The sequence below is a fragment of the Bradyrhizobium oligotrophicum S58 genome, assembly GCF_000344805.1.
In the GTDB taxonomy this organism is placed as follows: domain Bacteria; phylum Pseudomonadota; class Alphaproteobacteria; order Rhizobiales; family Xanthobacteraceae; genus Bradyrhizobium; species Bradyrhizobium oligotrophicum.
The window spans coordinates 8214396-8228295 of the sequence record NC_020453.1; the positions used below are offsets into that span (position 1 = coordinate 8214396).

A 13900-nucleotide genomic window follows, 5' to 3' on the forward strand; every position below is an offset into this window, starting at 1 on the left:
CGGCGCCGAAGATTGACGCCCCACTTTAAGGTTGTAAACGACAATATATCATACTACAAGTTTATATCGGCATTGGCGATGGTCTTCTCGAGTACTGGATCGGCTTACAGCGCGCTCAAGCGGTCGGCTGGCCGGAAGGAGGTCGGATGGAGGCTCATGAGATCTTTCTTGATCTTCCGATCAAGCGCAGCCACGGCGACCTCATAGCTTATTTTGCTGATGCACTGACCTCGCGACTGCCGCGGGATGTCGTCCCGATCCGCTTCGTCGTCACCGAAACGACCGGCGAGTGCTATCGCTGCGAGGTCGGCGTCATCAGCGGAGGTCCGGCCGGGCTGATTGACGACCGGCTCGGCATCTTCCGTTTCAGGGATCGCAAGATCCACGGTGGCGACGGTTTCAACGTCGTGTACATGGTGCCGACCGGCATCGGTGCCGAAATCGGCGGACACGTCGGCGACGCCGGACCAGCAGCGCGGCTGCTTGCCACAACCTGCGACCGCCTCATCACCCATCCCAACGTGGTCAATGCGGCAGACCTCAACGAGCTCCCCGAGAACGGCGTCTATGTCGAAGGCAGCGTGATCTGCCGCCTGCTGATGGGCACGATCGGGCTTCAGCCGGTGCGATCCAACCGGATCCTGGTCGTGATCGGCGAGCACAAGGTCGAGAAGATCACTAATTACTCCATCAATGCCACCAACGCCGCCCGCGCATCCTGCGGCTACCAATGCACGGAGCTGCTGCGGCTGGATCCGCCGTTCGACATGAAGGCCTATTTCACGTCTTCCGGCAGGGCCGCCGGACGGGTCGAGCATCTGGAGCGGCTGCTCGATCTGCTGGCCGCGCGCCGCGGTCAATTCGATGCGGTGGCACTGAACACGATCATCGAATATCCCGAAGACGATATTATCGCCTATTACAACGGCCCCGACGATTCAGTGAACCCCTGGGGAGGCATCGAGGCCATCCTCACCCACGCCGTCACCCATGCGCTCAACGTGCCGTCGGCGCATTCGCCGCAGCTGAACGAATACAAATCGATTCCGGTCGGCGTCGGACATCCGGTGATGGCCGCGGAGCTGATTTCGGCCGCCTACTTGCAATGCATCCTCAAGGGACTTTCGCGCAGCCCGCGACTGATCGTCGATCCCGAGGCGATGCTCAATCGCAACGTGCTCACCGCCGCAGACGTCTCCTGCGTCGTCATGCCTGACCGCTGCCTCGGCCTGCCCACCCTGGCCGCGCTCCAGCAGGAGATCCCCGTCATTGCCGTGCGAGACAGCACCAATCGCGCCCGCACCGATCTGTCGATGCTGCCATGGGCACCCGGCAAGCTGTTGTATGCGGAGAATTACCTGGAAGCCTGCGGCCTGTTGAGCGCGCTGCGTTCCGGTGTCGCCGTCGAATCGCTGCGCCGTCCGTTGCATCGGCTGGAGACCCCGATCATCAGGCCGTCGTGGGACATGGAGCCGGCGCAGGCCAGGTTGAGCGCTGCTGGATGAGGCCATGGCGTGCCCTCACGCAAACGTCGAGGCGCTGCTTTCCGAACTCCAGCCGTCGGAGCCGATGCTTTGCGTCTGGCCTGACCGGATCGCCGCGCAACTCCGACGCTTTCAGGGCGGCTTCCCTGGCGAGGTCCTCTACGCCATAAAAGCCAATCCTCTCGCCTCCGTCCTTCGCACGCTGTGCGCGGCCGGGTTGCGGCATTTCGACGTCGCTTCGATTGCCGAAATCGAGGCCGTCACAGCGATCCGCCGCGACGCCGGGCTGTTCTTCCATAACCCCGTCAAATCACGCGACGCGATCCGCGTGTCGGCCAGCCTGCCGCAGATCCATAGCTTCGCCGTCGATCATGCCGATGAGCTGGCCAAATGCATGGCCGAGACTGACCGGCGAGATATCCAGATTGCCGTGCGGATGGCGACACAGCGCGCCGACGCGGCGCAGGATTTCAGCACCAAGTTCGGCGCGGCGCCGGCCGAGGCCGCACAAATCCTGCGCGCGGCCCATCAAGCCGGTTTTGCATGCGGCCTGACGTTTCACGTCGGCACACAATGTCGTAACCCCCAGGCCTATTCCGATGCGCTAGCGGCCTGCGGTGAAATCGCCGCCGTCGCGGGCGTTCCGCTGGCGAGCATCGATGTCGGCGGCGGCTTTCCGGCGGCGCATGAGGGCGAGATCGTGCCGCCGCTGGAGACCTATTTCGATGCGATCGGACGCAGCTTCCGCGATCTCCATATCGAGGGATGCCGGCTGCTGTGCGAGCCGGGCCGCGCGCTCGTCGCCCAGGCCTGCGCGGTGCTGGTTCAGGTGGTACACCGCCGCGACGGTCGCCTGCATATCAACGATGGCGTCGCAGGCAGTTTCGGCGAACTCTCGTTTCTCGATCGCCGCGTGCCGGCGCGTCTGTACCGCAGGCGAGGGACCGACGTCCGGGGGGTGGACGGCGAACCGACCACTTTCACATTGGTGGGGCCGCTTGCCTTCGACACGCGGGATGAGCTGCCCGGCCGTTACGCCCTGCCCGCAGATGCGCGTGAAGGCGATTGGATCCTGCTCGGCGAGTTGGGGGCTTACGCCACCTGCCTGGCGGCTGACTTCCTGGCCTATCGACAGCCGCTCGATGCGACGGTTGCAGAATGGCCATGGATCGATGCCCGGGAGCGCGATCATGCGGCCTGAGACAACTGATCGAAGCGCCTCCGTCATCCGAGCCAGCGATGTGCTCGACCTGCTGCAGCGATTGCAGCCGGCAGAGCCGCTGTTCTGCGTGGACGAGATGCTGCTCGACCAGCGGGCGCGCGTCGTCCTGGCCACATTTGACGGCGACATCTGCCATGACCTGCTGGTGAATCCGCACCCGCGGATATTGGCGAGCCTCGCGCAAGCGGGCATCCGCCGGTTTGCCATCTCGGGCCCGGCCGATCTGGCTCGGCTCGATCAGCTCGCCGAGCCAATCATCCCGTTGCTGCGACAACCGATCAATTCGCGCCACGATCTGCAGGTCATGGCGCGGCGCGGAGTGCGCGTCTTCGCCATCGATCACCTGGATGGTCTGGCCAAGCTGCATGACGAAGTCGGCTTTGACGAGCTCGAAGTCGAGATCATGGTGCCGGCTTCGCTGATCAGGCAACCGTGTGAAGCCTCCGACCGGCTGCATGACCAAGCTGTTGGGGCCATGCTCCGTGCGAGCCGAGCGTACGGCTTCTCCACATCGATCGCGATCTGTCCCGGCGTATCATCCGGCAGCGATATTGCCGCCGCGCTGGCCTACGGCCGATCGCTCGCGCAACGCTCCGGCATCGCCCTTACCGCCATCAACCTCGGCAGCGCGGAGATCCGTCCCGGCGGAGAAACCATCGAACAACTCTGTACGGCCGCCTCCGCACACGCCGCCAGGCTCGGCCTTGCGACGACCCGCCTTCGGCTCGACACCAGCCGTGCAGTGGTGGATTCCTCCTGCAGCGTTGTAGTCCAGGTGCTGTTGCGCAAGCCTGACGCCATCTACCTCAACGACGGACGTTTCGGCTGGCTGCACTCGCTCGACCGCCGGCTTCGCCGCGACGGCCCGGCGCCGCGGCTGCGCCGGCTGAACGGCACGCCATCCGGCGCCACGCGCAGCTTCCATGTGTTCGGGCCGACCTGTGATTCCTGGGACGCCTTCGAAACCGCCATGGAGTTGCCCGCTGATGTCAGGGAAGGCGACTGGATCGAGATTGCGGCCATGGGCGCAGACACGCTGCCGTGGGCCTGCGCCTTCAACGGCCTCCATCCCGATCTGTGTGCCGTGATCGCGCCGCGGGCCGAGACCGGCCGAACCAGCCACGCAGCTGTTCCAATCACGCATCTTCCATCCTCAACAGCGAGTGCGCAGCCGTGAAACGATTGGGCGAGATCGAGCGGCGTCACGACATGACGCACGAACGCTTCTTCGGTGATTTCTTCCAACAGCGCCCGGTCGTGATGACCGAGCAGATCTCGCATTGGCCGGCGCTCGCGGCCTGGGGGCCCGGCTACTTCAGGAGCCGTTACGGGCAGACGCCGGTTTGGCTCAGCCGCTACGATCCCTCATCCCAGCGGACCTTCCTGGAACAGAACATCGACCACCAATTCCGCGAAGGCACCATGGCGGAATATGTCGACTCCCTGACATCCGAGAACGGTCGCTACTCCATTCGCGAAAGTGTCGGCCTGCTGCAACGAAATCCGGAACTGCTCGACGACCTCGATCATTTCCGGCCGTTCGGCTGCGTTCACGAGCCTCCCGACGATCAGTTCATGGCGCTCTGGTTCGCGCCGAAAGGAACCATCACGGGGATGCATATCGATGTCGGAGAGAATGTGCTGTTTCATCTGCACGGCCATAAGCACGTCCTGCTGTTCTCTCCCGACAACACCGCACTGCTCTACGAAGAAGATCTCTCTCAGCTCGACGCACCGGGACTTGCCGATCGTGTCGATTCCGACACCCTTCAGATGTGGCGTCACTACGTGCGCTGGAGCAAGGTCAACGCGTTCAATCCTGATTTCGAGCGATTTCCCCTGCTCGGCGCGTCGAGCTATCTCGAAGCGATCATCGGGCCCGGCGACGCGCTCTACATCCCCTGTGGATGGTGGCACACCGTCCGCTCGCTCGACGTCACGATCAGCGTGTCGAAATCGGTGTTCAAGGACGAGTTCCTGCGGCCAGCGCCGCCATTGACGGATGCCCGGCCAGTCGCAGCCACATGGGAGACGCGCTCATGAGATACGCGGGAACGATCGAACGGGCTCCGGCGATGACGCACGAGCACTTCTACGACGCGTTCTTCCAGAAGCGGCCGGTCGCCATGCCGCAGAAGATCTCGCATTGGCCGGCGCTGACACAATGGAGCCCGGAGTTCTTCAAGCGCAGCTATGGCGATCTGCCGGTGTGGTTGAGTCGCTATGACCCCCACTCGGAACGATCCTATCTCGACCAGCATATCGAATACGCCAGCCGCAAGACGACCATGGCCGACTATGTCGACGCACTGTCCGGAGACCACGGCTTTTTCTCGATCCGGGAAAGCATCGGGATGCTGCAGAGCCATCCGGAATTGCTCGAGCATGTCGACGGCTTCCGGCCGTTCGGATGCAGTAGCGAACCGCCCGCCAGCCAATATATGGCTCTGTGGTTCAGTCCGGGCCACGACACCACCGGGATGCATATCGATGTGGCGGAGGGATTGTTGTTCCACATCTACGGGCACAAACGGGTTATCCTGCTCGCACCGGATCAGACCGGGCTGGTCTATGAGGACGATCTGAACAAGCTCTATGCCAGGGGCCTCGAAGACCGGATTGATCCCGAGGATCTCGAGATGTGGCGAAACTTCGTCCGCTGGAGCAAGGTCAACCCGTTCGAACCGGACTTCGAGCGATTTCCAGCGCTGCGCGAGGCGACCTATTTCGACGTCGTCATCAACCCAGGCGATGTGCTCTATATTCCGCTCGGCTGGTGGCATGCCGTGCGATCGCTCGATACCACGATCAGCATTTCCAAATCACTCTTCAAAGACGAATTCCTGCGCGCATGACGGGTCCCGATCAACCTGCCGACTGGCAATGGTCCCTGGACCCGCCCCTGCTGCGGGACGCGTTGTCGCGCTTCGGATGCAAGCCAGAGACCGCCGAACCGGTCGGAAGCTTCATCAGCAAGGTCTACGCCTGCCAGCGCGAACACGACTGGATCGCGTTGAAGATCACGCCTGACTGGTTTCACGATCGGAACGAGATTCTCGCCGAATTGGATTTCATCATCTTTCTCGATCGAAACAATGTGCCGGTGTTGCGCCCGGTGCGATCGGACGGCAATCAGCTGGTCGAAGTGATCCCGAGCGACGATGCCGATCTGCTGGCATATGCCTCGCAATGGATTGACGGCGAGGCTGTCGAAGGCCCGGACTGGACTGCGGATTACTTTCGGCGCGCCGGCGCCATGATGGGACATATTCACGCTGCCTCGACGCTCTACCCGACCGTGAGGAAACGTCAGCGACGGCCGCACTGGGACCATGACGACTACTACGAGGAGAGGCTCGCCAGACTTCCGGCCCGGCTGTCGCACATCGCGGCAAATGCCAGACAGCTGGTGGAGCGGCTGCGAGGCCTGCCGAGCGACCCCGCGCATTTCGGCTTGCTGCATGGCGACATGAACGTCGGCAATCTGCTGTGCTGCGATGACGGCAGCATGCGGGTGATCGACTTCGAGAACTGCTACTATGGCTGGTTCATGGACGACATCGCAGCGGCCCTGTACTACACCGCGCATGATCGCTGGGAATATTTTCCCGGCGATACCTACCTGCAATGGAGTGCCGCGAACGGGCTGGCGCCGGATGGCGCCGCGTTCGGCAACTTCTATCTGACGCATTTTCTCGAGGGCTACACCTCCGTTCGCCCGGTTGGCGGGGAATGGATCGCGCGGATACCCGACTTTCTTCATCTGCGGCATCTGGACGAGTTTCTGGCCAAGTTCGACGGGTCGCCCTCATTGTTCGATGCGGAAGGCAATCGTGCGACCCTCGAGAGCTACGTCCGCGAGCTCGAGGCCGGGATCTTCCTGTGACAGCCGCCGCGCGCCCCGCTCAGGTCTTGTCGCCGGCCGGCTTCCACGCCAGATCGTAGCCGGCGAAGTCCGGCACCGCAGCGCCGAGCACGTCCTGCGCAAACGGCCGGAAGTCATCCGGCGCGGCCCGCGAGATTGCAGCCGACCAGGCCGACGCAGCATCCTCCTCATGCCCCTGGCGCCGGACGATGTCGAGCATCACGCGCCTGCGGTCGGGCGTGATGCCGGGATGGGTGAGCACCCACTCCCGCATCCGCGCGTTGTGATCGATGTAGAGACGCTCATTCAGCGCATCCAGCCGATGATAATAGTCCGCCGGCGTCATCTGAAGCGGCAGCCGCATCGACAGGATTTCGTTGCCGATACAGAGATAGGAAGGGTCGAAGATCCGGCCCTGCGCCAGATGGTCCTGGTGAAGGCCGGTTTCCGGCAGCGAGAACGGCACGAACACCATCGGCAGCACGTTGGGGCACTTCTCGGTCAATTCGACCAGGTAGGACGTCGTCTCCTGTTCGAAATCCCTGGCACTGAGGCCATAGATATAATTGACGATGATGAAGAACGGACATTGCGCGCAGATATCGATCAGATCCGACCGCCTGTTCTTCGCGTAGTCGGCATGGATGTTTTCAAGTCCGACCTCCAGCAGCACGAAACCGGCGTCCGTGAACAGGCGGCGCATCTCCGGCTGCCGGAGCGCCGACGACGTCGTGAATCCCATTGCGTAGCGATCGCCAAGCCCGCTCAGCCCATGCATGATGGCCTTGCCATGCTCGCCCAATCCAAACAGCGGATCGTTGAAGACGATCAGCTTCTCGTCACAGGATGCAATATCTGCAACCACATCGGCCGCGTCGATGGTTGAAAAGTTGGTCTCGGCATCGGTGCAGAACGAACAGGTATACGGACATCCCGTCGAGGCCAATGCGTTGCGAAAGCCTTGCGCGGGAACGAATCCCCGCGCCTGAAACTCCGAATAATGCGGCAGGCGATCGATGGAACGCGTCGTCGCGTAGCTGCGCTGCAGCCTGCCTTGGCCCACGTCATCCAGGATCTGCAGGAACAGCGCCTGGTCGCACTTCTTGACGATCGCATCGGCTCCGGCGCGGTAGCAATGTTCGGGAAAGCTGACCGCATGTGGACCGCACACCACGATGCAGCCATCGGTCTGGGCCCGATAGGCCTCGATGGCGTTCTTCAGGGCATAGGCAGCAACGCTGAACAGCACGATGAAGACGACGTCGGCGGCGGCGCCGCGCCGGCGCGATTCCGGCTCCCAGATCACCTCGACCTCCGCGCCACGCTGGGCCGCCCACGCCGCGCAACTCAACAGCATGATGGACTGGCGATCGTCACGGGTATCGCTGCAATAGCGATCGATCGTGACCGGATATCCCGCGGCGAGATGCTCAAAGGCCACCCGCAACGGACGCGAGCGCTGGCCGCGTGCCCCGGGACGTGAGATCGTGCGGACCGCTCCCATCGCTCAACCCGGCGCCGGCACGTTCGGCGACGCGTCGATATGACCGGACATCAGCCGGTTGCGCGTGCTGTTGACGAAGAACAGCATGCGGACAAAGGCGATCGGGTTGAACAGGATGGCGCTGTTGAGCGCGACCGAGACCGGCGCACCGTGATCCCGGTAGTCCGCTTCCCACGCGGCCTGCCGACGCGGCAACTCGGTCCAGTAGATGCCGGGCGCGCGATGGTGGGTGAGATGGGTCGAGATATTGTGCAGATCGAGGGCGGAGAGGAATCGGCGGTAGCGGCTGTCGAGCGGAACGTAGGTGGCATAGCGATAGGGATCGGCGGGTACGCCGGGGACATGGTCGGTGTAGTTGTACACCGCTACCATCAGGGTCGATCCAACCCACGTCACTGGAAGCCAGAACAGAACGGCCGCGCGCCAATCCAGCAGCGCCAGCACCGCGGCCAGCACCAGCGTCAGAACGAGGCTCGCGATGCATTCGACTTGGTGGCGCGCCTTCATCTCACGGAAGAACTGAAGAACGTGAAGCTCGCGCAGCGCCAGGCGAAGATAGGCCCAGATACTGGCGTGAGCGGCCGCATCGCGAACCAGCGTCGTGGTCGTATCGGCGTCGCCGTTGTTGAAGCGGTGATGATGGAAATGCAGGTACCGGTACCAGATCGCCGGCAATGGCAGGACGCAGAAGCAGAGCCGATGCGCCATGTTCAGAGCGGGACTGCGAAAGACCGGAAAATGCGTGGTCCAGTGCAGAATGGCTTCGAGACGTCCGGCCAGGATGCAGCCGACCCACAGCATGATCAGTTTCGCCCATAGCGGTGCGGCCTCGAAGTGCCGGAACAGCAGCAGCAGGAAAGCGACGATCAACCCGAGATAGGCAACCAGCACGCCCCCGCCCCAGCGGACCGAGGACGCATCGTCTGCCGTCGCGCCTGCCGCCTTATCGGTCATGGTCGACCAGCGAAATGGCGGCCTTGGTCTTGGTGCCGCGTGCATAGGGGATCGCCGCGACGATCTCGACGCCGACCTCGACGCCGTCGCCAAGCAGGCCCCGCATCCGCGCCTCGATCTTTTCGCGCGCCACATGATCGATCGGGCCCGACGGGCTCGCGGCAGGAACCAGATAGACACCGACCCTGTCGCGGGCGTGCTGAACGATCTGGTACTGGATGCCGTTGACCGGAATGCGGGACTCCAGCACCCAGTTGTAGGCATCGTCCATGATCGTGCCCGCAGGCACGATCATGCCCGATTGGGTGACGAAGCTGTCGCCGATCCGGCCCATCGGCTGGGAGATCCGGCCGAAGGTGCAACCGCATCGGCATCGCGTCTCGTTGCCGAGCGCGCTGGCGAAGTCACCCTGGCGATAGCGGATCAACGGCGTCGCTTCGTTGACGAGATTGGTGCCGACCACCTCTCCCATCTGATCCGTCGCGCATCTGCTGCCGGTGTCGGGATCGATGATCTCCAGAAAACACGCATCCTCTTCGAGATGGTAGCTGCCGAACGGGCATTCGAGCGCGATCCGGATCAATTCCTCGCTCGAATATTCGTCGCAGATCGGCACCCCCAGCGCGTGTGACAGCTCCAGCCGTTCAGCACGGGTGGATGCCTCGGAATGGGTGATGACGAGCCTCACCCCGCATTCGGAGAGGTGGATGTGAGCGCGCGCCAACTCGCGCAGATAGCTCGGATAGAGGGAGATCACCGACGGTCGCTGCTCGCGAATGACGCGGCACGCCTGCGCGACCGGGGTGCGGGTCGACAGGAAATCCTGCGGAAACAGTCCGTCCGTCGAGCTGAACCACCAGGGGCAGGTGATGATGAAGAGCGTCGCATCGGCCGATCCCACCTGCCCGCCGCTCTGGAAGATGTTCTGCCGGGCCATCTGCAGATTTTCGAAATGCACGCCGTTCTCGCTGACCGCGAGATACACGAATCGCCCGGAGGATCCGGAGCTGGTGGTCATGAACTCGACGTCGTGCATGCTGCTGACCGAATGGTCCGGCCAGCCGGCGATGAGCTCGTCCTTGGTCAGGAATGGAAGGCGCTCGAAATCGGCCCAGCCCCGCAGGTCGGCGGGCGCAAATCCGACGGCACGATATTTCTCCCGATACAGTGGGACCGTCTCATAGGCGTGGGCGACGATCTGCTGAATGCGGCGAAACTGCCAATCCCGGATCGCCTCGATCGAGGCCTGCCGCAGCGCGACCATGCGGTCGAAATCGGCGTCATAGCGCTCGCGCAACTTGCGGTGATCGGACGCTGTTTCGGCCCTGATGAGATCGGGGCCGATCTTCGCCTCCATCCATCGCTCGCTATTCCTCGAATATGGGCCTTCGGTCGCGTCGGTACGATCCATCGCGGGCTCTCGTGCTGGTCGTCATTCAATTATCGTTGCGGTCGCCGTGGCTCCTGGTGAGCGGGACCGGACAATACGACCCCGCGGTCCGGCCGCTTGCCGGCCCGGGCCAATCGGTCGGGCAAGGCGGCTCGTCGGGCTCGGATGTCGGCGGCTGCGCGGCGCAATAGGACGCGACGTCCGATGGCGGCTGACAGTCGGACGGCGCGGGCACACAGCCTTGCGGCACCTGCTGCCGATAGACATCGATCGGCGCACTTTGTTTGACGGAGTAGAAGCAGAACTCCATCTCGCGGCTATTGGCCACGACCAGCATCGCGCCGTGTGCTCCATTGTAGCGCTTCTGGCTGCCGGGCTGCACCGGACAGCTCTTCTGATCGTACACATACGGATTGCCGCCCAGACCATTGACGAAATATGGCATGCCCTCGATTTCGAGGCGCTCATAGGCGTGTTCGTGGCCGGTCAGGATCGACGTCGCGCACCATTGCTTGAAGGGCCAGCGCATCCAGGCGCCAGGCGCATCCTCGCGCGCGGTGGTATAGGGCGGGTGATGGAAGTACACCAGTTTCCATGGCGCCTTCGATGCCGCGAGCGCGTCCCTCAACCAGCCCGCCTGCTTGGAATTGCAGCAGGTCCCATCCTGCTCATGATAGTCGCTGTCCAGCCCGAACAGTTCGACCAGCGGACTTGGCGCGACGTTATAGTAACGCCCCTGCACCGGCGGCTGCGTGTTCGGCGAATATTGCTTGAGATAGTCGAAGAAATCCAAATACGGATAGGGCGTGCCCCAGGCATATTGAGGATCCTTGCGCACCGTTCCCCAGTCGTGGTTGCCGAGGGTCGGGAAGAACTTCTTCTCGCGGACGAAGTTGCCGTAGTGATCCGCGATGTTGCGCTTGATGGTGCTCTTCTTGCCGCTGTTGTAGTTGTCGTCCCCGACCGTGATCACGAAGTCGACCGAGAGCCGCTTGCGCCAGCCCTGAACCATCCTGGAGACGACGCCTTCGCATTGATACTTGCTGTAGCCGAAATCGCCGATCACGACAAAGCGGACCAGATTCGGGTCGGGCGTGATGCCCTTTCCGCAGGCGGCCAAATCGCTCTTGACCGGCTGCTCGCCGGCACTGCAGCTGACGGTGCGGTACTCGCAGCAAGGACAGGTCTCTTTCGCTTCGTTGCGGGCGTCCGCAAAGGAGCGTGCATCGCCCGCCTGCTGGGCCAGTAGCGGTGCCGACGGCCACGGCATCAGGACGACCGCGGCGAGGAAAGAACCACGGAGGAACGGCGGGCATCTGACAAAGGTCGAGGCGATACGGCGCAACCCGTCCGGCATCATCAATCCCTCCCGCCTACTCGCCGCGGCGTCGCCGGCACGATCGGGCTGATCGCCGATTGATCGGCGGCGACCGCGGCATCGGCGGCCGGCGCTCCCGTCTCCAACTCGAGCGAGTGGCTCAAATCCGTGGTGCGAAGCGATTTGGTCATGAACGCTCGACTGACCAGGTCGACGACAACCGACGGATTGAACTTCCGGCAGGAAAACACATCCAGCACGAACTGGCTTTGCAGCGGCCAGGTATGGATGGCGCAATGAGAGGTCGAAAGAACCACGATGCCGGTGACGCCGCCTTCGTCCTCGAAGGGCTCGCAATTCATTCGCCGGATGTCCTCTTCGACCTCGTAGATATGAGGGGAGCCCAGCGCGCGCATGTTGAGAGCTTCGACCAGATCGTCCAGCAGGCCCTTGATCCGAGACATGCTGCGTAGCCGGTCGGGGTCGCCAATTCCGACCGCCTTGATGTGCCGCCCGAGGATCACGTGGGCCCCCTGCTTAAATCACTGGTCTGGTTCCGGCCGCAATCAAAGAGCGCCCGCGAAATACACCGGCGCGTAGCTCTGTGTCGTCCGCTTTCGCCTGATGAAAATTCGGCCCGCGGAGACTGGGTTGTAACCTATAATATCTTCAATCTATGGTGTCTAGCTGTAATCCGAGCGTTTCTCAACCGATACGGATGTTGCGCCGTTGGCGGATGTGACGCTGCGACACCACGCGATCAGGGACATCTATTCCAATCAGTTTGGTTCCATCGATGTCGAGATCAGCCCGGTGTCGAACAGCCGCAGATGCTCTACCATAGCTGGTTGGATTGCTCGGAAGGCAAAGGTCGCGGGTTCGAACCGTGACCCGTCAGCCTCATCCCCGAATGGCGCCCGTCCGCGACTTCTGCAGTTCGCGGGCGACGATCAGCTTCTGCACCTCGGTGGCGCCTTCGTAGATGCGCAGGGCCCGGATCTCGCGGTAGAGGCTCTCGACGATCTCGCCCTTGCGGACGCCGCGGCCGCCGAACATCTGCAACGCGCGATCGATGACGCGCTGCGCGGTTTCGGTGGCGGCGAGCTTGGCCATCGCGGCCTCGCGTGTGGTCGGCAGCTTCTGGACGTCGCGGCGCCAGGCGGCGCGGTAGGTCAGCAGCGCCGCGGCGTCGGTCTCGGTGGCCATGTCGCCGAACGCGGCCTGGGTCATCTGCAGATCGGACAGCGCGCCGCCGAACATGCGCCGGCTGGCGGCGTGGTCCTGCGCCTCGTCGAGCGCGCGGCGACCGAAGCCGAGCGCGGCCGCGGCCACCGAGGCGCGGAAGATGTCGAGCGTCTGCATCGCGAGCTTGAAGCCACCGCCGGGCGCGCCGAGCCGGCGGCTCACCGGGATGCGGCAGTTCTGCAGCCGCAACGTCGCCAGCGGATGCGGCGCGATCACCTCGATCCGCTCGGCAACCGAGAAGCCGGGATCGTCTGGGAAAACGACGAAGGCGGAGATGCCGCGTGCGCCCGGCGCCTCGCCGGTGCGGGCGAACAGCGTGTAGACGTCGGCAATGCCGCCATTGGAGATCCAGGTCTTCTCGCCATCGAGCACGTAGGCATCGCCGTCGAGCCGCGCCGCGCAGGCCATTGCGGCGACGTCGGAGCCCGCCTCCTTCTCGGACAGCGCGAAGGCCGCGAGCCATTCGCCGGCGCGCACCTTCGGCAACATGCTGACGCGCAGCTCGGGCGAGCCGCCGAGCGCGATCGCGCCGGAGCCTAGCCCCTGCATGGCGAAGGCGAAGTCGGCGAGGCCATCGGCATAGGCCAGCGTTTCGCGCGACAGGCAGATCGCGCGCGAGTCGATCGCCGCGGCATCCGCGTCCGGCGCCACGACGGCGCTGTCGAGCAGCCCGGCTGAGCCCAGCGCGCGCACGATCTTGCGGCAGGCAGCATCGACGTCGCTGTGATCGACATCGTCGAGCGCGCCGGAACCGACGAAGCGATCGAGCCGTTCGCACAGCTGACGGTGACGCGGCTCGAAGAACGGCCAGTCGAGCCAGTCGCGGGGGATCACCTTGGCCGATGCACTCATGATGGACCTCTCCGCCATATTATTTTAAGTATAAAATAATTGGCAGCCGATCCGATTGTCAAGGCT

General features: G+C 63.4%; 12 protein-coding genes. 6 read left to right on the forward strand and 6 right to left on the reverse strand.

Features of this window, described 5'->3' with window-relative positions; genetic code table 11:
* The first annotated feature begins 146 nt into the window (after nucleotides 1–146).
* From S58_RS35475 to S58_RS35500, 6 genes are all read left to right on the forward strand, one after another.
* Complete coding sequence (locus S58_RS35475; protein ID WP_015670274.1) at nucleotides 147–1505, forward strand: DUF3326 domain-containing protein; 1359 nt, start codon at nucleotides 147–149, stop codon at nucleotides 1503–1505.
* 4 nt (nucleotides 1506–1509) lie between these two features.
* Nucleotides 1510–2685 (forward strand): type III PLP-dependent enzyme domain-containing protein, encoded by a 1176-nt coding sequence (locus S58_RS35480; protein WP_015670275.1) that lies wholly within the window; start codon nucleotides 1510–1512, stop codon nucleotides 2683–2685.
* A 40-nt stretch (nucleotides 2686–2725) separates the two neighbouring features.
* Complete coding sequence (locus S58_RS35925; RefSeq protein ID WP_015670276.1) at nucleotides 2726–3883, forward strand: type III PLP-dependent enzyme domain-containing protein; 1158 nt, start codon at nucleotides 2726–2728, stop codon at nucleotides 3881–3883.
* The gene (locus tag S58_RS35490; RefSeq protein ID WP_015670277.1) at nucleotides 3880–4749 is read left to right on the forward strand and encodes a cupin-like domain-containing protein; all 870 of its coding nucleotides are present in this window, start codon (nucleotides 3880–3882) and stop codon (nucleotides 4747–4749) included. The genes S58_RS35925 and S58_RS35490 overlap by 4 nt, the downstream gene beginning before the upstream one ends.
* An 83-nt stretch (nucleotides 4750–4832) precedes the next feature.
* Nucleotides 4833–5561 carry a cupin-like domain-containing protein gene (locus S58_RS35495; RefSeq protein WP_160167627.1) on the forward strand — a complete coding sequence of 243 codons (729 nt, stop codon included), beginning with the start codon at nucleotides 4833–4835 and terminating at the stop codon, nucleotides 5559–5561.
* Nucleotides 5483–6592 (forward strand): phosphotransferase enzyme family protein, encoded by a 1110-nt coding sequence (locus tag S58_RS35500; protein WP_144058457.1) that lies wholly within the window; start codon nucleotides 5483–5485, stop codon nucleotides 6590–6592. The genes S58_RS35495 and S58_RS35500 overlap by 79 nt, the downstream gene beginning before the upstream one ends.
* Before the next feature lie 19 nt (nucleotides 6593–6611).
* On the opposite strand, the gene S58_RS35505 is transcribed toward S58_RS35500, so the two are convergent.
* The 6 genes from S58_RS35505 to S58_RS35530 all read right to left on the reverse strand — a co-directional run bounded on the left by S58_RS35505 (nucleotide 6612) and on the right by S58_RS35530 (nucleotide 13834).
* Nucleotides 6612–8075 carry a radical SAM protein gene (locus tag S58_RS35505; protein WP_015670280.1) on the reverse strand — a complete coding sequence of 488 codons (1464 nt, stop codon included), beginning with the start codon at nucleotides 8073–8075 and terminating at the stop codon, nucleotides 6612–6614.
* Between the two features lie 3 nt (nucleotides 8076–8078).
* Nucleotides 8079–9029: a fatty acid desaturase gene (locus S58_RS35510; protein WP_015670281.1), complete on the reverse strand. Its 951-nt coding sequence runs from the start codon at nucleotides 9027–9029 to the stop codon at nucleotides 8079–8081.
* Complete coding sequence (locus S58_RS38260) at nucleotides 9019–10440, reverse strand: phenylacetate--CoA ligase family protein (RefSeq protein WP_160167628.1); 1422 nt, start codon at nucleotides 10438–10440, stop codon at nucleotides 9019–9021. The genes S58_RS35510 and S58_RS38260 overlap by 11 nt, the downstream gene beginning before the upstream one ends.
* Before the next feature lie 25 nt (nucleotides 10441–10465).
* On the reverse strand, nucleotides 10466–11779 hold the full coding sequence (locus S58_RS35935; RefSeq protein WP_015670283.1) for a metallophosphoesterase family protein: 1314 nt from the start codon (nucleotides 11777–11779) through the stop codon (nucleotides 10466–10468).
* On the reverse strand, nucleotides 11779–12261 hold the full coding sequence (speD, locus tag S58_RS35940) for an S-adenosylmethionine decarboxylase (RefSeq protein WP_015670284.1): 483 nt from the start codon (nucleotides 12259–12261) through the stop codon (nucleotides 11779–11781). The genes S58_RS35935 and speD overlap by 1 nt, the downstream gene beginning before the upstream one ends.
* Nucleotides 12262–12637: 376 nt before the next feature.
* On the reverse strand, nucleotides 12638–13834 hold the full coding sequence (locus S58_RS35530) for an acyl-CoA dehydrogenase family protein (RefSeq protein WP_015670285.1): 1197 nt from the start codon (nucleotides 13832–13834) through the stop codon (nucleotides 12638–12640).
* Between the last annotated feature and the right edge of the window lie 66 nt (nucleotides 13835–13900).